A 24,292-nucleotide genomic window follows, 5' to 3' on the forward strand; every position below is an offset into this window, starting at 1 on the left:
TAATTATAGACCTTCGCGTAATCATTTGTCAATATTTTTTCTTTACACTATAATTTACATAAATACTTTAAATTAAACTTCAAGACAATGCAATATCCATCTTAACATGAAGGAGTGCAAGAATGAAAGCAGTTGGAGTTGTTGTAGAGTATAATCCTTTCCATAATGGCCACTTATTCCACTTGCAACAGGCGAAGGAACAAACTGATGCAGATCTGTCGATTGCGGCGATGAGCGGGAACTTCCTGCAGCGCGGGGAGCCTGCACTTGTCTCGAAATGGGCAAGGACAAAGATGGCTCTCGAGGCAGGCGTTGACATCGTCTTTGAGCTTCCTTACCGTTTTGCGACACAGCATGCGGAGACTTTTGCAGAAGGGGCAGTTTCGATTCTTTCTGGTGCTGGCTGCGACACTCTTTGTTTTGGCAGCGAATCCGGTAATTTGGAATCATTCACTAATACGATTTCCTTTCTTGAGGAAAACAAAGATGAATTCCAGGAAAAAATAAAATTTTATACAGGGGAAGGCTATAGTTACCCTAAATCAATCGCTCTTAGCTTCCATTCGCTTGCTCCATCTGAAAGCTTCATCGATATTTCAAAGCCGAATAACATTCTCGGACTTCATTACATACAGGCAATCATCAGGCAAGAAAGCTCAATGAAAGCTGAAACGATCACCAGGAAGAATGCCGGGTACCATGACGAGCATTTTGCATCAGCGACAATAGCCAGCGCGACAAGTATACGTAAAGCGTTATTTGGATCGGCAGGAGAGATTGAAACGATCAAGCAATACGTACCAGAAACAACATATGCTCAGCTAATAAACTACAGAGATCAATATGGCGGGTTCCATTCATGGGAAAATTACTGGCCTTTATTGAAATATAAACTGACCCAAAGCGATCCATCAGAATTAAGGGAGTTCTATGAAGTCGAAGAAGGACTGGAGAATAGATTGCTTGCCGCTGCATCTTCCTCAGGCTCTTTTCAGCAATTCATGGAATCAATCAAAACCAAGCGTTATACATGGACAAGGCTGCAGAGAGTATGCCTGCATATTTTAACTAATACACGAAAAGACACCATGAAAACGAGCCAAAAAACAGTGAATTATTTGAGGTTATTAGGTGCAACGGAAAAAGGCCGTTCCTACCTGAATTCCAAAAAAAAGGATTTCAGTCTGCCGCTCGTTTCGAAGCTGTCTGCTTTTTCTGACCCTGACATCGAACTGGATATCAAAGCGTCAAAGATTTATGCTCTTGGCCAGAAGGATCATGGCCAGGAACAGCTGCTTGCGGAAGAATTCAGCCGGCCGCCAATCATGTTGAAAAATAGCCGTCAATGAATCTACAGGAAATCTTTAAGATAAAAAAAATCAAGCTGGATTCAGCTTGATTTTTCTTTTAAATTTTCCAGATACGATACAGCTTCATCAAAAGTATCCACAGGAACTATTTTCATTTTTGTATCAATATCTTCAGCCGCTATAAGTGCTTCTTCGTAGTTCGATCCCTTTGCACCTTTTTCAAACGGAGCAAAGAAGATTTCTGCACCTGCCTTATCCGCAGCTACGACTTTCTGCTGAATTCCGCCGATTCTTCCTACCGTTCCGCCGGGACTCATTGTGCCTGTACCAGCTATTTCATAACCTTTTGTCAAATCTTCCTCGGTCAATTGGTTGTAGATTTCCAAAGAAAACATAAGTCCAGCCGATGGTCCGCCGATTTCCTCGGATTGTACTGTTACGTCAGGCTCAACGTCAATTTCTTTGTCATCCACAAGCTGGATCCCTACTACCGGCCGATTGCTTCCATCATCCAGTGCCTTTAGTGGAATTTTCACTGAATTTGTTTTCCCATTCCGTTTATATGAAAGCTCCACCGTATCTCCTGGCTTTTTGGAACTTACATAATCAATGAATTCATCAGATGATTCAAACTCATTCCCATCAACCTTGAAAACCAGATCGCCAGGCATAAGCTTGCCTTCAGCAGGCATTCCATCCATTATCCTTAAAACATAAACTCCCTTATAGTTGTAGCCAACTGGTTTTCCCGCTTTTTTATAGGCGACCTCTATTGCCGATGTCTTCGAGTTATCCATCATGTGCAGCTGGCGAATATTATATTCTTCATCCGATTCATTCTCCGCCCTTATATCTTCTACTGGAAAGATTTCCTGGTATTTGCTCAGCTTGGCAATGACATAGGCATATATATTCGCTCTTCCCATCCTGACTGTCGTCAGCATGAAACTTCCTTGCTCATCATAACCGTCTTCAACCTCGATAATCGGCTCCAGCTCCTTTGCCATTCCCGGTTTTGTGACATAGTAAGGCAGGTAAAAAAGAGCGCTAGCCATTATTAATATAGCTGCCAATATAGACAGACCTAAAGACTTTTTTCTGCTCATTCTGTTTGTGGCTCCTTCCATTGTTCAATGCACTTTCTGATCTTATCGATATGCTTTTTAGCTTCTTCTTCACCGATTGCGATGATTTCTTCAATATTAGTAAATGCTTTTGAATTAAACATTTCAACTGGCGGCCTCAGCATTACATCCGAAGCGACCTCTCGATTTGCGACCAGCTCCATTTGCATGATATCAATACTCTGCATGATCACATCGAAAATCGAGGTAACATCCTCGTTCATCTTCACGCTGGATACATCCACTGCGATCACAATATCTGCTCCCATCTCCTTAGCGACAGAAACGGGGATCCGGTCAACAACTCCGCCATCAACGAACAATCTTCCGTCCAGCTTTTCCGGAACAAAAATGCCCGGGATCGCGATGCTTGCCCTTACAGCTTCCGCCACAGGTCCTTTTTTAAAGACGACCTTCTCCCCTGACATCAGGTCTGTTGCAACAATCCCAATCGGGATATCCAGCTCCTCGATCATTTTGCCATGGGTAAAAATCCTGATGAGCTCCTTCACCCTTTTGCCGGCGATAAAGCCCATCTTAGGGACCGTAAAATCGAGATAATACTTCCGTTTGAACACACGCGATAGTTTATAAAGCCGGTCGACGTCAAGGCCAGCACCGTAAAATGAAGCCACTAGTGCCCCCATACTGCTTCCGGCAATCAAATCGATTGGGATGCCTTCATCTCTTAATACTTTTATGACACCCAGATGGGCAAATCCCCGTGCCCCACCGGATCCAAGAGCTAAACCAATCTTTGGACTTGCCAAAGCTTTTTCCTCCCTTAAAACCATGAATTTTTCGATACAGACTAAACTTGGTCTAATTTGGAGTTCAGCGAGTATATTGATTTATATGAGGACAAGAGTGACAACTAATCATTATTTATGTATTCTCTGGCTCTTTACGCAAACTATTTTACTCAGACAACAAAATATATTATGAGTTTTAAATGATCTCCAGGAAGTGGTCTCATTTAAACACAGCCCGATACATATATGAATGCTAAAAGCAAAAGTCAACGCGAACACTGCCAGCATCAAAAGAAGCAACAAGTTTCAACTCCTTTTGCATACGGTCCGGTAAGTACATATACTTGGATCTTTAATGGAAAACGATCCCTCTGGTGAGTTTCCTCTATTTTACCATTGATTAATACAGTTTCACAGCAAGACCGCAGGAAGGAGGATTTTAGGTGCTAAAATCAAGAATGAAAACACTTTTCCTAGCAGCCTCCGTCACTTTACTGGCTGCTTCACTCATTTCTTTTCCCCAGCAATCCTTTGATGCATCGATTAGAGGCTTGAATATGTGGTGGGAAATTGTCTTCCCCTCACTCCTTCCTTTTTTCATTGTTTCCGAAATGCTGATTGGATTTGGTGTCGTTCGTTTTATTGGTGTCTTGCTGGAACCACTGATGAGGCCTCTGTTCAAGGTACCAGGTGTTGGCGGATTTGTCTGGGCGATGGGCATGGCTTCCGGCTTTCCTGCCGGTGCAAAGCTGACGGCCAGAATGCGTCAGGAAGGGCAGCTGTCAAAAATCGAGGCAGAAAGACTTGTATCTTTTACTAATTCATCTAACCCGCTATTCATTTTTGGCGCAGTATCAGTTGGGTTCTTTTATAATGTCCAGCTTGGTGTTATTCTTGCACTGGCCCACTACCTGGGAAACATCAGTGTAGGGTTGGTAATGAGGTTCTACGGCAGGAGCGAAGAAAATGCCACAAAGGAAAAGGAACGAAACCTTACGATCAGGGATGCATTTGCCGCCTTGCACAGGACAAGGATAAAAGATAATCGCCCGATAGGAAAACTGCTGGGTGACGCCGTGATGTCCTCGATTCAGACGTTGTTGATGATTGGCGGATTCATTATCTTATTCTCGGTTATTAATAAACTATTATTCCATCTTCACATCACCGCATTCCTGGCTGAATTCCTTGAAACATTGCTGGTGATGCTTGGGATGACAGAAAGCTTGAGCCTGCCATTCATTTCAGGCCTATTCGAAATCACTCTCGGCAGCCAGATGACCAGCCAGATCCAGGAAGCTACTTTGATGCATCAGGCAGTAATAACTAGCTTCATTCTTGCATTCAGCGGGTTTAGTGTCCAGGCTCAGGTTGCCAGTATTCTTGCCCAGACAGACATACGATTTCAGCCTTTCTTTTTTGCAAGAATCCTTCATGGGTTCTTTGCGGCATTCTATGCTTTCATTTTATGGAAGCCGGTTTATGAGCGCTACTTTGAAGATGGCCAGCCATCGAATGCTTTGCCGGTTATGGAATACCTTACTTCGGAGGGCAGCCGCCTGGCAGATGCACATAATATGCTCACCACGGCAGGCCCTCTGATTACGATCGCCAGTTTGCTCGTTTATGTTTGGTTACTTGGAAACCGCATATTAAAAGAGAAATAACGGGCATCTCTGCCCGTTATTTCGTCTCTTCATTCTTGAATTTTTTTAACAAAGCCTCTTCGACCTCAGGCGGAACCAATTCGGAGATTTTTCCATCATACTTCGCAACCTCTTTAACGATACTAGAACTCAAGAACGAATACTGATTGTTTGTCATAATGAAAAAAGTCTCGATTTTATCACTCAGCACTCTATTCATAGATGTGATTTGCATTTCATACTCAAAATCCGAAACAGCTCGCAAGCCCCTGATAATGGCATCGGCGTTAACGCTCTCTGCATAATCAACTAGCAAGCCCTGGAATGAATCTACTTTTACATTTGCAATTCCCTTCGTCACCTGTTCAATAAGTTCGATTCTTTCCTCTACAGTAAACAAAGGTTTCTTTGAAGAATTATTCAAAACAACTACATACAGCTCATCGAATACCTTTGCTGCTCTAGTAATGATATCCAAATGCCCCAATGTAATGGGATCGAAACTGCCTGGACATACTGCCACTCTTGCCACTTAAATTTCCCCCTCAGCATCTGCATCAACTTTATAAAGAGTAATTCCGATTATTCCATATTTTTCGCTTCTTGACTGTACAAGCGCCCCTACCTTATCTGGCAAGGTGATATCAGAAGCATGCTCACAGACGATCAACCCATCATGTTGAATAAGCCTTTCTTTCTCAATCAATTCCAACAGCTTGACCAGCTGTTGTTTTTTATATGGCGGATCCAAGAATATAAAATCGAAAATAAGGTCTCTTTTTTGAATGGCCTTCAAAGCCCTGACAGCATCATTTCGGTATACTTCTGCCTTTTCTTCCAAACCGCAGGATCTAAGGTTTTCATTGATGATATGTATTGCCTTGCCTTCACGGTCGACAAAAATAACTTTATCCAGGCCTCTGCTTAGAGCTTCAATTCCAAGCCCGCCGCTTCCTGCGAATAAATCCAGGCCCAGTCCTCCTGTAAAATAAGGCCCAATCATATTGAACAGCGATTCCTTCACTTTATCAGTAGTAGGCCTTGTGGACGTTCCGGGTACCGCTTTCAAAACGCGGCCTTTCAAATCACCTGATACAACTCTCATATTTTATTACTCCTCAATCATTTAAGCATTTTCATTTTATCTTATCGCTATTTTCGCTTTGATCGTTACTTTTGAACACATACAGAGATCCGCATTCTTAGCGTTTTGAGGCTCTTTCCGATGATGCTTCAGAAACGAATATGCGAAGATGGGTGAAAAAGCAACAAAGTTTACGAAAAGAGCTTATGTAAATTACTCCCTTATCCTACCACACATATAAAAAATTAACCAAATAAGTGTATATCCCTTCCTATTGTGGAAATAATGATGATTAACAACATCAATTTGAGGATGTTGTTGCCAACCGCGGAGAAGACTTACGTTTCCCCATAAGTTCTTCCTCCGGTTTCTCCTCTCCCTTTGCCTTCTATCCTGTTGACAGGATATAGAAGGACCCTGCAGAAACTGCAGGGCTTTTTTTTGCCATAAAAAAGGCTACAAAAACAAATTTATGTTTCAAGAAATAACCGGTCATCAGTTTCCGAAAATTCCACCTTAAAAATCGCATGAAGCCAGCGCTTTTCCACGTACCATTCTCCATTCAGATACTGGAATGGATTTTCAAGAAGCCCGAAGCTTTGGCCATCCAGAATGAATGTTTTATTCTTTAGGTTGAAGGAGTACTGGCTGCTGTCTGATGAGAGTTCCATTACCGTAAAATCAATTCCTGTTTTTACTTTATACCCTAGAGCAGCCATAGTCGGCACTAATGGAAATAGGTGTTCCTCCCCTTTGATCACTACCTCCAGTTCATCCTTTTCATTTCCATTCACGATGATGCTTCTTGTGTCTGTGAAAAACATCGGAAATCCTGCTTGACCTTTTTGGCTGTTCTTCAAGAAGAACTTGGTGTTCATCCCTTTGATTGATGACAAGTACTCATCGAGCGATCTGACATCAAGTTGTCTCTCTTTGGAAAAATAGGTGATGAAAGCAGCGGTTTCTTCCGCTGTCAAAGTATTCGCCAGCTCTCTGACCATCGCTTTGCTTTTGGCAGTTTCCGGTTCCAGTTTTGTAACCAGTGACGTGAGTGCCTCTAGAGTCCAGCCTTCTGTGCCCCTGTCTGTTCCAAACTTGGATGCAAGTAAGGCCATAGCCAATTGCCGCTCAAGTTCCTTGTTAGTCAGCTTGTTTCCAACCAGCAGGAGACCGGTTCCATGGGTAGTCCTTTGACCCTCTGTGATGACTACAGATAAATGATTGTCGGAAAAGGTTCCAAGACTGTCGAATTCGTAAATGATCTGGTCCTTCTTACTAATATAATAATCGATACCCTTTTGTTCATTTAGTTTAAAAAGGGGCTTTTCCTGCCAATATAGTGAAGGAGTTGAATTTACTCCTTCAAACACATAGTAGTTCAGTAATTCCGTTTTCTTAAAACCCTTCAAGGGGAGCCCGGCAGCCCATGTCCCTTTGCTGTTATATTGGTCTATTATCTCTATTCTCGTCTTATTGACCGCCGCTTCCTTCAGTATAATCATCCACTCATTTAAAAGAAGCGAAAGCCCGGGGCCAGTTTTTAAAATGTACTCAAACTGAATTTTTTCTCCTTTTGGCAACGATCCATCCTCGCAAGGATTCTCTTCTGAATCGGTACATTTGACCTCGACAGCCTGTGACGGGATGACTGCCTGGTATTGCCGGTTCGACTCCAGACCATAAAAAATCTGCTTTACTAGAAGCTGGTTCGACTCCACCTTCACCGAAGCAACGATAGAGGGTTCTTCCTTTCGTTCAGCTGGTTTGCCGCTGTCTTCTGAAAAAGCATTCCATTGCAAAAAAACAGCTGCGCAAATAACTATGAATAATCCTGAGGTCATCAGGATAGACATCTTTTTCATTGTTTACTCCCCACTCCTCTACTACTATTAAAATAGCAAAAACAACGGATGAGCGTAAGATAAAGTTTTCATTTTTTTAAAAAGGATCAAGTCTGACAAACGCTTCAATTTTCTGATCACAAATGGTAAAGTATGATGGAATGATAAGTTGGAAGGGGTAATTCAGATTGATTCAGCGTTTTATTGAGCTTGGTGAAGGATATTCTGATCTTTACGAACTAATAGAAACTGCCAGGGCAAACCAGCATCGATTGATGCATTTGATGGCGATCCATACAAAAATAAACGAAAAAGAAGTAAGCTCCCTTGTCGTTGTGCTAAGGCCAACCGCCCCTGGGAAATTCCAGGCACTATATGTCTGCAGGGAAGGCATTCCAAACCCACATGTCCTTAAGAACAAACGCTTTGACATGTTTGCAGAAATGGCTGCTGAACTTGGCAAAACCATCATTGAATTTGATGCCAAGCCATCGACGATGTTCGCCGAAAAAGAATTGTACTATCAACACCTCATCGGCATTTTACGGCTGAACCACTATATTCCGCCGCTGCAATAGAAGAACAAAAAGCGCAAGCGCCTTGGTCAGCCCCGACAAGCGCTGGAAGGCCGACCGGTGAAGTCGTTCTTTGACTTCATTGGGCGGACTGAAGCGACTCGAGGGGCTAGGCGCTGGAGCTAGACACTAATCAAAGTGTAAAAGTCTATACTTTCTGATACAAAAATAAAAAGGTGAGGGTTCCCCCTCACCTTTTACTCCTAATCCTTTGCTATATAAGTACGGTTCTATATTCCCATCTTATAATCATATTCTTTTGCTTTATCAGGGGAAGAGTTTTCGAATTCCATCTTTAAGAATGGTTTATAGGAAGGTTCCACCTTTTTAACAAACGAATATGAATTGATTTTTTCCATCAGCGACTCTGCCTCATCCAGATTGCAATATATTACTGCATATTTCAATTTTTTCGAGACAAAATGAACATTGCCAAATCTTCTGAGCATCTTGGCCTGTTTTAATGAATACAGCCAGACGATGATTCCCTGCCTCTGTCCTATCATATTCTTTTCCCCTTTGGTAAACGTTTGCTTTGTACTAGTCTAGCATACAAAAACCAGTTTTTTCAATAATCAATCCTATTTAACCATCTATTGCGGTCAAACAAAGCTAATTAAAAGAAAAAAGCATGGATAATCCATGCTTTTGGCAACGATTTATGCAGAGCACCCGCAGCTTCCTCCGCTGCCGCAGCCGCCTCCGCAAGAGCTTTCGAAAAATGGATTCCCGGTAGGAACTTTCACGCTCTCCGAAACGGATCTGCCGATGATCACGCTAACCTCATCAAGCAGGCTTTGCAGGTCATTTTCCGCTCTCTTGAATTCGGCGATTACCTCATCCATGTCCAGCTCTCTTTTCACAATCCTGATCTGGCCCATGACTTCCTTATAGTCAGGATGGTACTTTCCGAAACGCTGAACCTCTTCATAACGTTCCTTCATGTCCACAAACTCACGAACCTTCTTCTGTGTCTCCGGATTGTTTTTAACATTATATAAACATTCCCGATAATTCTCGGCAATATCAGATTGTAAAATCATGCTGACTAACTGTTCAGCTTCTTCCATCAATAATACTCTTTCTGATGTAACAGCAAGCAATGCTGGCTCACCTCCGAACCTCATTTTACCATGAAACTGCCAGAAAAGCGAAACTTTCCGGACCGGGCGACTGAAAGCCGTCATATGCCAGCTTAATTCACTTACATAAATAATCAAAGCTTTCCTCATTCAGAAGAAAGCTTTGTCAGGATGGGGAATTCATGCTCGAGAACATATGCATCATCATTGAGGCCATCTGGACATTGTTGGAGAATTTTTGAACCTTATGCGGGATCGTTTTTTCAAAATGGTGAAGCGCGGCGATCTCTGCAGAATAAATATCCCTTGGATCCCTGCTCAGCTTCCTGTACCAGTGTGGCTGGGATCGGACAAACTCGATCAATTCTTTATTCGATCGTAATTGCTCCATGACATCTTTACGCATTTTTAGCCTCCATTCTAATCCTTTCTGAATGAAAAAGGATGTGCAGGCCCCGAACCTTTAGATGGCTGTTGTCCACCTTTATTGCCCTGAAACTGGGATAGCACCCCCTGGATCGCACCGAGCGCCTGGCTTATATTATGGATTTGCCCTTGCACCTGCTCAGGATCCATATTTTTTACAGCACCCATTATCGTCCCTAACCAATCCGTTTTCTTTTCCTTTTCTTCGCTTTTTTCATCCTTTTCATTCATGCTTTTGTTCCATTTAGGATCATCATCACCTAGCAGGTACCAATCTTCATACATTTCCTGCCAGGTTGTATTTCCCTTTCTGACCTCCTGCACGAGCTCTGGGTGTTTTTTTACAAATTCCTTGAACTTTTCTACAGAGGGATGCAGTTTCTTTTTGGCCATAGCTTTCACCTCACAGTGTAACAAATGCCTATAATAGCATATGAAAATCATCGGTATTGGTGAAGGACCTTTATGAGTAATTGTTGTTTTAAGAGAAAGCTTCTGGTTATTCGGTGTTTTCCTGGCAATTTTATGGTCGCCCACAACTTTAAAACTTCATCAAACTTTTTTTAAGTGTTAAAATAAAAAACAGATTAGAAAATGGCTTTTTTAAAATAATGATTTTCATTCGATATTAAAGGAACAGAGCCATAAAGAAAGAGGTAATAATATAGTGGAAAAAGAATTGCAAAAGCTTTTAGACGAATGCATCTCGTTATCGGGCGAGCAGGAACTTGAAGCCCTCAGAACGGTACTGGCCGGGGTTAAAAATAAACTTAGCGGAAAAAACAGTACGTATATCGACGGCCTTCTGCATATGGACAGGCGACTCGATCATGAAACTTGCGAAATTGATATTCCGATTACAAATGTGCTCGATAATACCCTTGGCATAGTCCATGGCGGTTTTACTGCCACGATACTCGACACAGCGATGGGCACACTTGCCAACAAACTGCTGCCAGAAGGTTACGCCGCTGTCACATCTCAAATTAACATCCATTACCTTGCGCCAGGTATCGGTGACAATCTCCATTGTAAAGCTACGCTGATTCATAAAGGAAGAAGCACCGTCGTCCTTGAAGCCGATGTTTTCAGATCCGATGGCAAAAAAATCGCTCATTCATCAGGCAGTTTTTTTGTTGTAGAAAAACAGCATAAATAAGGTGATCAATAATGGTTACAGCAATTGCAATTCCGATTGTCCTGGCCTATTTTTTCTGGCTGACGAAGAAAGAAATGCAGGCGAATTTCCAGGAATGGATCGAACTTGAAAATATTCCTGAAGAAGCGATCGTAAGCGGAAAAATCATCGAGGTTACTGCATATAAAGAACGTTTCTATTATCATCGGTATAATCATATAACAGTTTTAAAAATCAACACAGGAATAAAGGAGTTGACCGTAAAAAAAGTGACGCCATTGAGGAAAGGGGCTGTTACACCTATATTCCATGAGGGGGATATGGTACATCTTTACGGCAGCTGGAAACAAGGTTTCTTTTCAATCAACAGGGCCATCAAGCAAAACGAAGGAGCATGACCTCATGGGTCATGCTCCTTCGCTACAGTTAAAGAATGAATGTAAAATAGCAATTACTGTGGTTCTTCCCACGTTTTCAAGAAGTTCTGGGTATAATGCCTTTGATACACGCCTACACCAAGATGCGTGAATTCTTCGTTCAATAATGCCTCACGGTGGGTTTCACTATTCAGCCAGCCTTCAACTACCGCTGGTCCATCTGTATAGTTAGCTGCAATGTTTTCCCCAGCCAATTGATACAAGATCTCTGCTGCTTTTAGCCTTTCCGATAAATCCCCGTGTTTTTCAGATTCATGTGAAAAATAGTCCTCAATGGCCATATCCTTGCTATGGGCATATGCAACTTCTGCTGTTTTTTCATCCCATTCAAGCGTTTGAAGCTCATGCCTTAATCTGATCGCATTTGTAATGTCGAGGATTTGTTTTTCGAGACCGGCTTCAATCCTGATCCAATCCCCTTCCGATAATACAGGCGGTTCAATCAGCGTTCCTCTGTAGACCATTTCATATGGTCGCTGTTTGACGAGCGTCTCCTTATCCATATAACGGATGCTCGAAACAGAACTAGTGAATTTATCAATATAGAGCTGAACAAAATACTCCCCCATTTTTATAATGGGACGTGTGTTCATATCCTGCTCGGACAGCTCAAACTTATAGGAGCTTCCATTATATTCAAATGTTACATCAGGTTCAATGACATTCATAGAGAAAACTTCTTCAATCGGCTGGCCAATTTTAAATGGCTGCACATTTACAGAAGGACCAATGCCGTAAGCCGTCACGACCTTGCCATTCAAGACACCAGCCTGGATATATTCTTCAGGGTCATTGTTAAAGATCCACCAGTGGAAGCCATAGGCTGAAAGGTCAACCCTTGATGGTTCACCTAAGGTCGCCTTAAGAGAGTCAATATCCTTCCCTAACAAGGAACCAACACCTTGTGAGGGCTGATCAATACCCTCGCTGATACTTTGTTCACTGATGTCCTTTTCGAGGGATTCATCTACTTTAGGAGTGGACTTCTGTTCGATAACCATTTCCTCATTATCTTCCTTGTTATATCCCATGTATAAACCAATAAGTAAAAAAATTGCGGCAAAAACTAATATCCTTGCAATAGTTCTCAGGTAGATCCCCCCTTTTTGACTGTTGCCAGCTACACTAATGTGAGTCAAAAGACACTATGCTCTCTCTCTATCACTATATGAGTGATTTTTGAAATTATTATATCATTTATAGTGTTCGTTTTAATAGAAGTGTTCGATAGGACTCGAAAAATTATTGAACTTTAACACGATTGACACTACTACTTGCAATATCGCTGGTTAACCTACTTTTAACATATCGCTTGCCCGATGTAAAATCAAACAACCCCATACGGAAAAGGAGTGGACACTTTCCGAAGAAATGATGGTAAAAGGCACCCATTATGAGTGCCTTAGTCTATTGCATATGGTTTCCAGGCTCTGAGATTTCAGATAAGGCGTGCTGGGCTTGTTCATCTGTCAGTTCGTTCACAGCAAAGTCTCCTAACGCTACGATTCCTACTAGTTTTTCGCCTTCAACTACAGGCAGCCTTCTTATTTGATGATCCGCCATCAGTTGGGTTGCTTCTTTAGTGGACATATCCGCCGTTGCTGTAACGAGGTGATCACTCATGACACTTTCAACCTTTGATGACGGCGGATGTTTTTCCGCTATCCCTCTAATGACAATGTCCCGGTCGGTAATCATGCCTACAAGTTTATCCTCGTCTACGATTGGAATGGAGCCAACATTCCATTCCTTCATTTTGACTGCCACTTCGAATACATTGTCCAACAAAGTACAGGTTTCAACATCGCTAGTCATAATATCACGGATTTTTCGCATTTTCTTTTCCTCCTTATGAATCAAAGCTTGGCCTGCTCACTGTTAGGGTAGCCCGTATGGTGCTAATTATGCCCTCAGTTAGATAATTCTTATTTCTCCATCCTTCCTTTGATAAGCAGAAGGTGAGAGCAAAGAATTTCGCTTTTATATTCATTGCAACTTAAGCATATTTTTACTATTATTAAATTTGAGATATAATCTATTTTAGGCGATATTACTGCAGTGTGTTTTTAGGAGGGAAAAGGATGAAATTCGAAAATACAGGTATTGAGAACCTGAAGGCGGATTTGAACCGTCTTGATGAGGTTATGTTAGAGCACGGTCTGGTACGTGAAGGACAATGGGACTATGAAAGAGTAACCTATGACAAAAAAATCGTGGTCAAAGAAGGAACATTTTATTTGCGTGTACAGGGCTATGCTCATGAAGGTGATATCGGCGCACACAAAGCGATCATTCAGTTGATGACTCCTTTGCTGGGAAAACACTACTACCCGCATGGCGTTGAATATGGTGAAGGTGAGCAATTCCCGAAAGCACTTGTCAGCCAGTGTGAAAAGCTTTTAAACGATGTGAAAACAGAAGTAGAAAAATTTGCAATTTAACATAAAAAAGACGCAATCATTGCGTCTTTTTTATTGGCTCTTTTCTCAAACTTTGTTGTTATTGACTACAAAATAGGATACCTAAGTTTCTTTACAAGATTAACGCTTATTATGTGAAAAGAGCTTGCAAACTAAGTACCTACATACAAAATGACTTTTATCACGTTAAAATCGGCTTAAGGATTTTAACAGACTTATTTATTTAAGTCCCGTTATGATTACATCAATTTTCTTCGGCAAGATAGAAATCAGCAGCACAATCTCCTCTTCTAAATTCTTCTGAAGCTCCCTTGCAGTATTAAGGATTGAGTAATTCCCTACCACTGTGTCAACGTATACTTTGATTTTCACGTTACCCTCGTCTAGTTCAACAATTACTCCATTATCAGCAAAGGAATTTCTTCGTATCCGGGAAATCCTGTTTTTTAACTTCGACTGGTGGAAAAAGTGGTTTTCATTTATATTGGCATGCACAATCGCACAGACTGCACGACATACCTCTCTATATTGCGGAGGCATGATTTTTATTGACTCCTTCATTTCCTCACCCCTCGCTGTTAAGGTTGCGGAACTTGATTTACATCGGGAGAGATAGAGATGGAATACCTTTCTATCGTTTAACTAAGCGAGCTCACTTGCTAAAAATCAACAAAGTTTACAAAAACACATGGATAAAAGCTGATTTTTGTTGTTTCTTATATTAAATGCGTACTATAATTTAATTGTTAAGGAATTTTTTGCGGTTTTTGCTTAAGTGCCCTTAATACATTGCTTTTTAGAGGTATATACTCTTTAGGAGTATAGAAAGGAGCTTCACTTGTCCGGTATTTTCACTAAACGAACGATCATTATTGCATTAATCACCATCGTAGTTGCAGCCATTCTTTACATTATCCTGCCGGTATCCATCCCGTTGATTGCTGCATTGATCACCGCTCTTTTTCTCGAGCCTGCAGTTGTTTACTTCCAGAAAAGATTCAAAAGAGGGCGGCGCCTGGCAGTCTTGGCGATTTTCCTCCTGTTCGTATTGCTCATTATGGTTTCAGGCTATTTCCTGACTACGACGGCAGTCACCGAGGCAATTGACCTGATAGATAATACTCCAGTTTATATAAATGAAATTACAAATGCCTGGTATAAGGCCGAAAATAGCTTTGTTGAGGCTGCCAATGACCTTCCAAGGGAAGTGGTAACCGAAATCAGCAACCGGGCTGAGGACTTTCTCAATAAACTCAAAAACGACATGATTGCATTTATCAATATAGATAATTTGAAGGCATTGCTGACCTACATTCCGAATTTCTTGATCAGCTTCCTGGTCTATTTGATTGCGCTGTTTCTTTTCTTGCTGGAGCTGCCGTCTTTAAGGCAAAGTGTGTACAGCCATTTGACAGAGAGAACTGCAGATAAGGTCCATTTCATGACTTCACGACTTTCTTACGTTGTATTTGGTTTCTTGAAAGCACAATTTCTAGTGAGCGTGATTATTTTTATCGTTGCACTCATCGGGTTGCTTTTCATTACGCCAGAATATGCAATTGTCATGTCGGCGATTATCTGGCTGATTGATTTCATCCCGCTAATTGGCTCAATCGTTATATTGGCGCCATGGTCAATCTTCCACCTGGCCACGGGCAATATCGCCCTTGGAACCCAGCTGGCTGTGCTGGCTGTCATTTTGTTGATCATCAGGCGAACGGTAGAACCTAAAGTGATGGGCAGCCATATTGGCCTTTCTCCATTATCCACCCTGATTGCCATGTATCTTGGCTTGAAGCTATTCGGCTTCATGGGCTTTGTAATTGGACCATTGCTCCTTATTGGGTTCAATTCAGCCAAAGAAGCTGGAATCATTAAATTGAAATTCAAAATTTAAACCAAAAGAAACCCGGGTGAAATAATCACCCGGGTTTTGTGTTTGCTAATGGCTGTTTTCGTAAATAATTTGTACGTGATAAAAAGCTATTTTGTAGGTCGGTATGAAGTGTGCAAAGTCTTTTCTCATAATATGGCTTTAATTTTGTGAAGAAAGATAGGTCATTCAATCCTATTTTTTGTAGTCAATAGCAACAAGAAAAGAGCCTTACTAATTAAAAGAAATCATAGAAAAATGGCTTGAATGCTGGGATTGCCTGCTCCAGCTCCTCGACTTCATTGATGTCTCCCTTGAGAAGATCTAATTTAAATAATTCAAGAGGACGTTTATAACCGAATAACATGGCTGTCAGTGTATTGATGTTCATGTGCATCCCGCGCTTAGGAGCTGTTACGCATGTGCCTCCCTCTTTGACAGGATGAAACCTAACCCCTTCCCGCCCTATTATATATGTCCCTGTATTCCATGGAGCATCAGTATCATCGAGATGAAGGAACACATTCTTCCCATCCGTGCTGGTGATGAAAGGATAGGAAGAAAATGCTTTTTCAGCATTCACAATCCTGCCCATGAAATATGGATAAACTTCTGTCTTGAGCTTAGGCTCCTTTAAAAAGAATGGGAATGGGTCATGGACTGATGTCAGCACCTCTGCTCGCTCTACCATTGAATCATGCTGGCAAATGAAATTCCATAAGCCTTTTCTTGCTTCATGGGTTAAAGAGACGTATTCCTCAACCTTCATAACATTATTTTTAATCTCGTATATCAGATATCCTGCCGCTTCTTTTTTCGAGTCATAATAAACAGCAGCTGTTTGTTCGCCGTATATGCTCGTGCGCCACCATTCCGAATCCCTTGCGAGCATCGCACTGTGCATTTCTGCATATCGATCATACACCCTCTCGATATCATTGGAGTGTCTTTTCTCTGTATGCCGCTTAATTATTCCCTCCTGTCTTTCTACAGGTTTTAGATCGATTTTTTCAATCGTGATTTTTCTTTTGTCAGAAATGATCTCCCAGCCAAACCTTCTATAGAAATCAATCTGGAAAGGATGCAGAAAGGAAACTATATTCCCGTCTTGATTCATATCCATCAGTGCCCTTTTCATAAGTGCGTTTACATGTCCTTTACGCCTGTGCTCTGGATAGGTAGCAACTCCCGCAATACCCCCCATTTTCCATTCAAGATGACCAAGCTTCACTTTCAAAGAAAGAATATGTAATTTGGACGCAAGCTCTTCTCCTTCAAATATCCCAAGCAAGTGATGTTTCTTTAGGGTTTCCAAACGTTTAGGAATATCACTTTCCGGTACTTGATATTGAAAAGCATACATTGATAAATTCATTGACTCCAGATAATGTTCTTCAGATAGAACCTTAATATCCAAGCAAATACAACCCCCTTATACAATCTAATAGATTCGCCTGTTAAAGCGGGAATACCTTCTTAAAATAAAAAAACATTGCTAAAAGCAATGTTTTTAGAGTCTGCTATGTTCCGAGTATGGCCTTGATGACTGATGTTGTTTCTCCGCCTTTATAGAACACATAAAGAAGCAGGTATACTGCAACCCCCGTGATACCTGTAAAGAACCAGGTAACACTTGTAACAGGTCCAAGTTTGCGATGACGCTCTAATCTGTTTTTATATCCTGTGTAAAGTGAGATGATTCCAAGGACCGCTCCAATTGTAGCAAGTGTAATATGGAAAATTAGGAACACGGTGTAATAAATCTTGATATCATCAGGTCCTCCAAAGGAAGTATTTCCGATGAAGATTGTCCTTGATGCATAAATGACAAAGAATATGATCGCGAATATCCCAGCCAGCGTCATGGTCTTGCGATGCTGATCAATCTTTCTTTGTTTTATTTGGGCCCAGCCAATTGCTACAGTAATCGCACTTAAAACAATAAATGTTGTGCTGATCGTGGGCAGGATCGGTAAGTTAGACATGTACGTTTACCTCTCAATCATTATTTCTCCATAAGGTTAATTGTAGGTGACCTGTCACTTTTTTTCAATATTTGAATGCATATAACTGATAAATTTTCTCTGGGATAATAAAGACAAATGAGAAAAAATAAAGCTCCCTTTAAGGAAGCTTTTACAACTCAATTTATTTTACTGGCTGTGGAGCGCTCGCAAGATTGATTGCATCCTGCTCAGCCTGGTGATCTTCTTCATTACGGAACCATTGGAAGAACGCATAACCCAGGAAAATACCATATACAATTTCCTGAATAACCTTCATGATTACTCCGCCAAGCTGCTGGTCATGCAGGAGCGAAATAGAACTGAAGGTTTCCGGACCGCTAAGATCCAGTGTCGAGAGCATCGTAGGCGGTACACATAATTTCAAAGCCTCACCCCATGCATTCGGGTCTGAGAAAGTTGCATACATTGGTGTATCAGCAAAGATGATCAAAGCGCATGCTGGTGTGATTAGCACACCATCAGCAAAGATATACCCCATTTTCTTAACGCCCGATAATGTCTGATATTCTTCCAATTTATTGATCAGCGGCCACCACATGAACATCGCTAGTATAAATAGCACCGATGTGTACCCTGCATGCAGCCACATGTCAGTTTTTACGATATCAAAAATCAGCGGGATATGGTAAATAGAGAAAATTCCATTGAACATAATCAAAGCAATAAGCGGCTTTGTGAAAAAGCGGAACAACGGGTCAACTACCGGCAGCGACAAGAACGATCTCCAAAGCCAGTCAGGCAGGCCAAAAATCAAAAGAGGCGGAACAACAAGGTATAGGACTGCCATCTGGATCATGTGCATGTAAAAAGTGATATGTGCCATCAAATCGACAGGCGACCCTTTGATGATATATAGCACGATGATAGCAGATGTAAAGTAAACAGCCTGTTTTCGTGTCGCAGGTACACCTTCCTTGAAACGGTCATAGTACTTGAAGACAACCAGATAATAAGCAACTAATATAGCTGCCATTAACAGAAAATATACCGGACTCCATAGTGCTCTGAACCCAAATATATCTAGTGTAAGCATCGTATTTTCACCCCGTCCTGTTTAAGAACTTTACTTTCATTATACTTCCAAAGGTATGTCACTTCAATAAAACGGCCCTTCCATTAATTGTTAGTACACTTCCATACATAGAAAAAATCGGCTTTTAGCCGATTTTTTCTTTAAGTCATATTACCACCAGATAATAGTTGTGAAAGCCAGTACTGTTACTGCTCCTACAACAACACCAGAATATAGGAACAAAGCAGGTGCTTCGTGTCCCTTATGGCTCATGTGCATGAAATAGTAGAGCTGGAAGATTACCTGGATGACAGCGAGCAGAAGGATGAATGGAACTGTAAACCAGCCTGAGAATCCTTCATATCCAACTGCAACAAAGGCAACAAGTGTCAAGAAAATCATCAATGCAAAGGAAACGATTTGGTATCTCATCTCTTCGGCGCTTTTTTTGCGACGATATTCGACGTCTACTCTTGGGTTCCCTGAACTTGGTTGTTGATTAGCCATCAGTTTATCCCACCATTCCCATTAGATATACAACCGTGAAGATGAATACCCATACAACGTCGATGAAGTGCCAGTAAAGGCTGGCAACATAAAACTTAGGAGCGTTGTAAAGGTTCAAACCACGTTTGGAGTTACGGACCATCAAGGTAATGATCCAAGCAAGACCGAATGCAACGTGACCACCATGGAATCCTACTAAGGTATAGAAAGCTGATCCAAACGCACTGCTAGTGAAAGTGTGCCCGAATTCATGTACATAGTGATTGAACTCATAAATCTCAAGTGCAAGGAAAGCCGCACCCAGAGCTACTGTCAATCCAAGCCACAGCTGCATCTTTTTAAAGTTGAAGTTCTTCATATGGTACATTGCATATACACTTGTCAAAGAACTTGTTAATAGAAGCATTGTCGCTGCAAAAGCCAGCGGTATTTCAAAGATATCTTTGGCTAGTGCATGGTCAGCATTTGGAACCTTATCCTTCAAGGCAAGATAAGTTGCGAACAGCGTCGCAAACAATACTGTCTCTCCACCAAGGAAGAACCAGAAGCCTAAAAACTTGTTCTTTGCTTCGAGGGTTGCTTTTTCAGGCTCCGCAGGCCATGTTTCATAAGTGAATTTTTCTTCAGCTTGCATTATGCCTTTGCCCCCTTATCATTATCATCGTCCATTAAGTCTTCTTTATGAATATGGAATCCATGATCATCTTTAATTGAACGCACGAACATGGCTCCTAGTGTTACAGCCATGCCGAGGATCAGCACTATTAGTCCCCAGCTTGTATCAGCACGGTACATTGCACCGAATGCTGCGATGAAAAGACCAAGTGAGATAACGAAAGGAATGAAAGAGTTGTTTGGCATATGGATATCGCCGAGCGGTTCTGCAGGCGTCATGCCATTCTTGCCTTCCATTTTCTCAAGCCAGTAAGCATCAAGTCCGCGAACAAGCGGAAGCTGCTTGAAGTTGTAGAATGGCGGTGGAGATGCAATCGCCCACTCTAGTGTGCGACCGTCACCCCATGGGTCATTCCCAACTTTTTCATTTTTAACTTGTGTCATGATTACGTTAATTAATAGAACGATTGTCGCAATAGCCATGAAGATGGCTCCAATTGAACTGATCAAGTTTCCAGTTTCCAGTCCCTGTCCAGGCAGGAAAGTGAAGATACGGCGTGGCATACCCATCAATCCAAGGAAGTGCTGGATGAAGAACGTCAGGTGGAATCCAAACAGGAACAGCCAGAACGTGATCTTACCTAGAGTTTCATTCAGCATTGTACCGAACATTTTTGGCCAGTAAAGGTGTGCACCTGCAAATAGTGCGAATACTACACCACCAACGATAACGTAATGGAAGTGAGCTACTACGAAATAGCTGTCATGGTACTGATAGTCAGCTGCAGCTGATGCCAGCATGACTCCAGTTACACCACCGGCAACGAATGAAGGAATGAAGGCTACTGCCCAAAGCATCGGAGTTGTGAACTTGATGCTTCCACCCCACATCGTGAACATCCAGTTAAAAATCTTGATACCTGTAGGAACGGCGATTGCCATTGTCGCTACTGCGAAAATCGCGTTTGCGATCGGTCCAAGACCAGTTGTGAACATATGGTGAGCCCATACCATGAATCCAAGGAAACCGATCAATACAGTTGCGAATACCATGGATGAGTAACCGAATAGACGCTTTCTAGAGAAAATAGCAAAAATCTCAGAGAAAATACCGAAAGCCGGCAAAATTAAGATATAAACTTCTGGGTGACCAAAGATCCAGAATAGGTGTTCCCAGATAATTGTGTTACCACCATTTGTTACATCAAAGAAATTAGAACCAAACATACGGTCAAAAATCATTAAGAAAAGACCAACAGTCAGTGGAGGGAACGCAAACAGGATAAGAGCTGATGTTACAAATGTTGCCCAAGTGAACATCGGCATTCTCATATAAGTCATTCCCGGGGCGCGCATGTTAATGATTGTTACGAGGAAGTTAATCCCCCCGATTAGTGTACCCGCACCTGAAATCTGCAATCCTAGAGCATAAAAGTCGATACCATGTGTTTCAGACGCAATTGCAAGTGAAGCGTAAGAAGTCCAACCAGCATCAGGAGCTCCACCAAGGAACCATGAAAGGTTAAGGAATACTCCACCAAAGAAGAATAACCAAAATCCTAAAGAGTTCAAGAATGGGAACGCAACGTCACGCGCACCAATTTGGAGTGGCATGACAGCATTCATAAATGCGAACACTAGCGGCATCGCTGCAAGGAAAATCATGGTTGTTCCGTGCATCGTCAGGATTTCATTATAGAAACCTGCGCTTACAAAATCATTGTTAGGTACAGCGAGCTGGATACGGATGAATAGAGCTTCAAGTCCGCCAAGGATGAAGAAAAATCCGCCAGCGATAAGATAAAGGATCGCGATTTTCTTATGGTCAACCGTTGTCAGGTAGTCCCACAAAGTTGCGCCGAATCCTTTTTTCTGAGCATAGGTACTCACAGTTTTACCTCCCTTTCAAACAAATCCCCTTTTATTTCTGGACTTTCAAGCCCATCAGATATTCTGTTAATGCATCAAGTTCTTCTGTAGAAAGCTCAGGATACTTGCCAGTCATTTTGTTTGCTGGCTTGTATGCTTCTGGGTCTTCCAGCCATTTCTTGATATTTTCTTCTGACATATCCAAGACACCAGCAACACGAGAACGATCTCCGAAGTTTGTCAGGTTAGGGCCAACACGAGCTTTTTCTGGAGCCGTGTTTGCCGGAGTAACGGCGTGACATCCAATACAGCTGTTGTTGAAGATTTCCTGTCCCTGCTGTGCAGTTGCAGTTTCAGCCTTAACAGGTTCTTTAACACCTTGCATATCTGCTACCCATTGATCGAATTCAGCGCGTGGCAAAGCTTTTACTTTGAAGTCCATCAATGCGTGTGAAGGTCCGCAAAGCTCAGCACATTTTCCGAAGAAAAGTCCGCCAGCTTCATCAGCTCCTTTACTGTCAAACTCAAGCCAGAATTTGTTGATGTTGTCTGTATTCGTATCCATCTTTCCACCAACAGATGGAATCCAGAAAGAGTGCTTTACATCAGAAGCCTTAAGATTAAAGTAAACCTTTTCATCAGTAGGGACTACTAAATCCTGGCTGGTGATGATCTCTTCATTTGGATACTCAAATTCCCACCAGTAAAGATTCGCGCGCACGTTGACTACAAGCGCATCAGTCTTTCCTTCAGCGTTCTTCTTTTCCATTGGGGAAACATCCGCCAACTTAAATGTTGCAGCAACTGTAGGAACAGCAAGAATTAGAAGCAATAAGATCGGAATAACAGTCCAAAGGATCTCAAGCTTGTGGCTTCCCTCGACCTGCTTTGGAATTTCTTTGTCATTCTTCCTGCGGAATTTCATAATGACATAGATAAAAATGATTGTGACGACAGCAATTACTCCCACCATAATCGCCGTGCTCAACAACATAAGTTCATACTGGGATTGAGCAACTTCACCTGCAGGTCTTAATGTTGACAGGTATGGCTCACCACAGCCGGACAAGACTAATGCCATCAATGTGAACAGTGACAGCAGACGCCATTTAGCAAGCATCTTCATAGCTTAATTAAACCCCTCTTTCGTAAAAAATCTTATAAATTTGGTTGTAAAAAAATATATGGAAAAATCCTCTCTAAACAAAGAGTGAATCTCCTAACAAAGGTTATATAAGTGTGACAATTACCATAGCGACAAACATGACAGTTAAGTATTGTAAAGAATATACAAACATCAGTTTTGCCCATTTCATATCATCTTTAAGCTTTTCGAGGTAGATTCCCAAAACAAGCCATCCAATATTCAGGATTGTTGCCAGAATCATGAATGATAGGCCAAGCTCCTGAAGGAAGAAAGGCAGCGGCAACAAAGCTGCAATCCACATATAGATCGACTTTTTCGTCGCTTTGAAACCCTTTACGACAGGCAGCATCGGGATACCAGCTGCACGGTATTCCTCTACTCTTCTCATTGCAAGAGCGTAAAAATGAGGCGGCTGCCAAACAAAAACAATGGCAAAAAGCATCCATGCCATTATATCCAGATTAGCATCCACTGCAGCCCAGCCGATAAGCGGAGGAACTGCTCCGGATATGCTGCCGACAATTGTATTGGAAACATATTGTCGTTTTGACCATAATGTATACAGAACAACATAACTAAAAACTCCGAAAAGACCGATTACAGCAGCCGTGACAGTAGTCGTAAGCAAAAACGCGGTGCCAATCCCAATCAAAAGGAAGCTCATCAATGCAACTTTTCCAGGCTGGACTCTTCCTGTGACGGTCGGCCTGTCTTTCGTCCGCTCCATTAAATGGTCTATATCCCGGTCGATGTAGTTATTCAGGCTGCATGAACCAGCGACGATCAGCGAAGAACCGATCAAGGTCGCAAGAATTAAATCAATATTGTCCAGGAACCGTGCTCCGCTAAAATGAAGCGCGAGCCATAATCCAGTAAAAGTGGTCATGGCATTGGAATTCACAATTCCTACTTTAATAAGTGCAAGAAAGTCTTTCATCATCGTCTTCTCCACGACTGCAGGCTGTCCGTTCTCTAATACAGCTTCTGTTAAAGCTTTTGAATTAGACATCCATATCCTCCTTCATCCCTTTTCCATCAAAATTCCAGAGACGAAATTTTTACAAAAAAAAGAAGAGTATTTGTACTTTATATTCCGGAAAGTTTTCACTATTCTTAACGTGTTAAGGCTGTTAAATGTTTGTGTAGAAAAATAAAGCCTACGTTGTATATTAAATCACACTTCACAACTTTTTTGTGAATTTTTTTTGAACAAAATTTGACTAATTTGTGTCTTACCGCCATTATCCATAAAGTTCATTTTTATTGCAAGGAATTTTAACTTGATATTAATAGATTGTTGAAAGAGCTTCTTTTATTCGAATATACATATTCTTGGATAATATTTTCATGTTTGTAAAATTGCTGGTATGTAATCCCATAATTTATAGCAACTCGTTATTGCCAAGT

Annotated in this window: 27 protein-coding genes; 7 read left to right on the plus strand and 20 right to left on the minus strand. The window is 41.6% G+C overall.

Features of this window, described 5'->3' with window-relative positions; all coding sequences use genetic code 11:
- The first annotated feature begins 122 nt into the window (after positions 1 to 122).
- Positions 123 to 1,349 carry a nucleotidyltransferase gene (locus J7E35_RS04580; RefSeq protein WP_214777370.1) on the plus strand — a complete coding sequence of 409 codons (1,227 nt, stop codon included), beginning with the start codon at positions 123 to 125 and terminating at the stop codon, positions 1,347 to 1,349.
- Positions 1,350 to 1,390: 41 nt separating this feature from the next.
- Here the strand turns inward: J7E35_RS04580 and J7E35_RS04585 are convergent, their stop codons facing one another.
- On the minus strand, positions 1,391 to 2,416 hold the full coding sequence (locus tag J7E35_RS04585) for a SepM family pheromone-processing serine protease (RefSeq protein ID WP_214777372.1): 1,026 nt from the start codon (positions 2,414 to 2,416) through the stop codon (positions 1,391 to 1,393).
- The gene (locus J7E35_RS04590; RefSeq protein WP_214777374.1) at positions 2,413 to 3,228 is read right to left on the minus strand and encodes a patatin-like phospholipase family protein; all 816 of its coding nucleotides are present in this window, start codon (positions 3,226 to 3,228) and stop codon (positions 2,413 to 2,415) included. The genes J7E35_RS04585 and J7E35_RS04590 overlap by 4 nt, the downstream gene beginning before the upstream one ends.
- A gap of 401 nt (positions 3,229 to 3,629) precedes the next feature.
- On the opposite strand from J7E35_RS04590, the gene ylbJ reads away from it, so the two are divergent.
- Entirely contained in the window at positions 3,630 to 4,853 is a 1,224-nt protein-coding gene (gene ylbJ, locus J7E35_RS04595) for a sporulation integral membrane protein YlbJ (protein WP_214777376.1), read from the plus strand.
- A 16-nt stretch (positions 4,854 to 4,869) separates the two neighbouring features.
- Here ylbJ and coaD read toward each other — a convergent pair whose 3' ends face one another.
- From coaD to J7E35_RS04610, 3 genes are all read right to left on the minus strand, one after another.
- On the minus strand, positions 4,870 to 5,364 hold the full coding sequence (gene coaD / locus J7E35_RS04600) for a pantetheine-phosphate adenylyltransferase (protein WP_214777378.1): 495 nt from the start codon (positions 5,362 to 5,364) through the stop codon (positions 4,870 to 4,872).
- The gene (rsmD, locus tag J7E35_RS04605) at positions 5,365 to 5,937 is read right to left on the minus strand and encodes a 16S rRNA (guanine(966)-N(2))-methyltransferase RsmD (protein WP_214777380.1); all 573 of its coding nucleotides are present in this window, start codon (positions 5,935 to 5,937) and stop codon (positions 5,365 to 5,367) included.
- 449 nt (positions 5,938 to 6,386) lie between these two features.
- Positions 6,387 to 7,778 carry a stalk domain-containing protein gene (locus J7E35_RS04610; RefSeq protein ID WP_214777382.1) on the minus strand — a complete coding sequence of 464 codons (1,392 nt, stop codon included), beginning with the start codon at positions 7,776 to 7,778 and terminating at the stop codon, positions 6,387 to 6,389.
- Between the two features lie 167 nt (positions 7,779 to 7,945).
- Between J7E35_RS04610 and J7E35_RS04615 the strand changes: the two genes are divergently transcribed.
- On the plus strand, positions 7,946 to 8,335 hold the full coding sequence (locus tag J7E35_RS04615; RefSeq protein WP_214777384.1) for a DUF7147 family protein: 390 nt from the start codon (positions 7,946 to 7,948) through the stop codon (positions 8,333 to 8,335).
- Positions 8,336 to 8,562: 227 nt separating this feature from the next.
- On the opposite strand, the gene J7E35_RS04620 is transcribed toward J7E35_RS04615, so the two are convergent.
- The 4 genes from J7E35_RS04620 to ylbD all read right to left on the minus strand — a co-directional run bounded on the left by J7E35_RS04620 (position 8,563) and on the right by ylbD (position 10,233).
- On the minus strand, positions 8,563 to 8,838 hold the full coding sequence (locus J7E35_RS04620) for a YlbG family protein (protein WP_167831850.1): 276 nt from the start codon (positions 8,836 to 8,838) through the stop codon (positions 8,563 to 8,565).
- 153 nt (positions 8,839 to 8,991) lie between these two features.
- Positions 8,992 to 9,459 (minus strand): YlbF/YmcA family competence regulator, encoded by a 468-nt coding sequence (locus J7E35_RS04625; RefSeq protein ID WP_285290288.1) that lies wholly within the window; start codon positions 9,457 to 9,459, stop codon positions 8,992 to 8,994.
- Positions 9,460 to 9,580: 121 nt separating this feature from the next.
- Positions 9,581 to 9,820 (minus strand): YlbE-like family protein, encoded by a 240-nt coding sequence (locus J7E35_RS04630; protein WP_214777386.1) that lies wholly within the window; start codon positions 9,818 to 9,820, stop codon positions 9,581 to 9,583.
- A gap of 14 nt (positions 9,821 to 9,834) precedes the next feature.
- Positions 9,835 to 10,233 (minus strand): YlbD family protein, encoded by a 399-nt coding sequence (gene ylbD, locus J7E35_RS04635; RefSeq protein ID WP_214777388.1) that lies wholly within the window; start codon positions 10,231 to 10,233, stop codon positions 9,835 to 9,837.
- Between the two features lie 274 nt (positions 10,234 to 10,507).
- Here ylbD and J7E35_RS04640 point away from each other — a divergent pair, with 274 nt between their 5' ends.
- Positions 10,508 to 10,999: a PaaI family thioesterase gene (locus tag J7E35_RS04640; RefSeq protein ID WP_214777390.1), complete on the plus strand. Its 492-nt coding sequence runs from the start codon at positions 10,508 to 10,510 to the stop codon at positions 10,997 to 10,999.
- Positions 11,000 to 11,010: 11 nt separating this feature from the next.
- Complete coding sequence (locus J7E35_RS04645) at positions 11,011 to 11,376, plus strand: hypothetical protein (protein WP_214777393.1); 366 nt, start codon at positions 11,011 to 11,013, stop codon at positions 11,374 to 11,376.
- 53 nt (positions 11,377 to 11,429) lie between these two features.
- Here J7E35_RS04645 and J7E35_RS04650 read toward each other — a convergent pair whose 3' ends face one another.
- Both J7E35_RS04650 and J7E35_RS04655 read right to left on the minus strand, forming a co-directional pair.
- Positions 11,430 to 12,506, minus strand: coding sequence for a CAP domain-containing protein (locus J7E35_RS04650; protein ID WP_483297199.1), 1,077 nt, complete (start codon positions 12,504 to 12,506; stop codon positions 11,430 to 11,432).
- A gap of 316 nt (positions 12,507 to 12,822) precedes the next feature.
- The gene (locus J7E35_RS04655; protein WP_214777395.1) at positions 12,823 to 13,251 is read right to left on the minus strand and encodes a CBS domain-containing protein; all 429 of its coding nucleotides are present in this window, start codon (positions 13,249 to 13,251) and stop codon (positions 12,823 to 12,825) included.
- Between the two features lie 245 nt (positions 13,252 to 13,496).
- Between J7E35_RS04655 and J7E35_RS04660 the strand changes: the two genes are divergently transcribed.
- Positions 13,497 to 13,856, plus strand: a complete 360-nt coding sequence (locus tag J7E35_RS04660; RefSeq protein ID WP_214777397.1) for a YugN family protein — start codon at positions 13,497 to 13,499, stop codon at positions 13,854 to 13,856.
- Between the two features lie 198 nt (positions 13,857 to 14,054).
- Here J7E35_RS04660 and J7E35_RS04665 read toward each other — a convergent pair whose 3' ends face one another.
- Complete coding sequence (locus tag J7E35_RS04665; protein ID WP_214777399.1) at positions 14,055 to 14,396, minus strand: Asp23/Gls24 family envelope stress response protein; 342 nt, start codon at positions 14,394 to 14,396, stop codon at positions 14,055 to 14,057.
- 277 nt (positions 14,397 to 14,673) lie between these two features.
- Here J7E35_RS04665 and ytvI point away from each other — a divergent pair, with 277 nt between their 5' ends.
- Positions 14,674 to 15,732, plus strand: coding sequence for a sporulation integral membrane protein YtvI (ytvI, locus tag J7E35_RS04670; RefSeq protein WP_214777401.1), 1,059 nt, complete (start codon positions 14,674 to 14,676; stop codon positions 15,730 to 15,732).
- 214 nt (positions 15,733 to 15,946) lie between these two features.
- On the opposite strand, the gene J7E35_RS04675 is transcribed toward ytvI, so the two are convergent.
- The 8 genes from J7E35_RS04675 to cyoE all read right to left on the minus strand — a co-directional run bounded on the left by J7E35_RS04675 (position 15,947) and on the right by cyoE (position 23,894).
- Positions 15,947 to 17,125, minus strand: coding sequence for a GNAT family N-acetyltransferase (locus J7E35_RS04675; protein ID WP_214777403.1), 1,179 nt, complete (start codon positions 17,123 to 17,125; stop codon positions 15,947 to 15,949).
- A gap of 103 nt (positions 17,126 to 17,228) precedes the next feature.
- Entirely contained in the window at positions 17,229 to 17,693 is a 465-nt protein-coding gene (locus tag J7E35_RS04680) for a DUF420 domain-containing protein (RefSeq protein ID WP_214777405.1), read from the minus strand.
- Positions 17,694 to 17,856: 163 nt separating this feature from the next.
- Entirely contained in the window at positions 17,857 to 18,768 is a 912-nt protein-coding gene (gene ctaG, locus J7E35_RS04685) for a cytochrome c oxidase assembly factor CtaG (protein WP_214777407.1), read from the minus strand.
- Between the two features lie 150 nt (positions 18,769 to 18,918).
- Positions 18,919 to 19,254, minus strand: a complete 336-nt coding sequence (ctaF, locus tag J7E35_RS04690) for a cytochrome c oxidase subunit IVB (protein WP_102262072.1) — start codon at positions 19,252 to 19,254, stop codon at positions 18,919 to 18,921.
- 4 nt (positions 19,255 to 19,258) lie between these two features.
- Positions 19,259 to 19,888 (minus strand): cytochrome (ubi)quinol oxidase subunit III, encoded by a 630-nt coding sequence (locus tag J7E35_RS04695; RefSeq protein WP_214777409.1) that lies wholly within the window; start codon positions 19,886 to 19,888, stop codon positions 19,259 to 19,261.
- The gene (ctaD, locus tag J7E35_RS04700) at positions 19,888 to 21,759 is read right to left on the minus strand and encodes a cytochrome c oxidase subunit I (RefSeq protein WP_214777411.1); all 1,872 of its coding nucleotides are present in this window, start codon (positions 21,757 to 21,759) and stop codon (positions 19,888 to 19,890) included. The genes J7E35_RS04695 and ctaD overlap by 1 nt, the downstream gene beginning before the upstream one ends.
- Positions 21,760 to 21,790: 31 nt before the next feature.
- Positions 21,791 to 22,864 (minus strand): cytochrome c oxidase subunit II, encoded by a 1,074-nt coding sequence (gene coxB / locus J7E35_RS04705; protein WP_214777413.1) that lies wholly within the window; start codon positions 22,862 to 22,864, stop codon positions 21,791 to 21,793.
- A 103-nt stretch (positions 22,865 to 22,967) separates the two neighbouring features.
- The gene (gene cyoE / locus J7E35_RS04710; RefSeq protein WP_214777415.1) at positions 22,968 to 23,894 is read right to left on the minus strand and encodes a heme o synthase; all 927 of its coding nucleotides are present in this window, start codon (positions 23,892 to 23,894) and stop codon (positions 22,968 to 22,970) included.
- Between the last annotated feature and the right edge of the window lie 398 nt (positions 23,895 to 24,292).

This window comes from Bacillus sp. ISL-45, from assembly GCF_018613195.1.
Lineage (GTDB): Bacteria > Bacillota > Bacilli > Bacillales > Cytobacillaceae > Mesobacillus.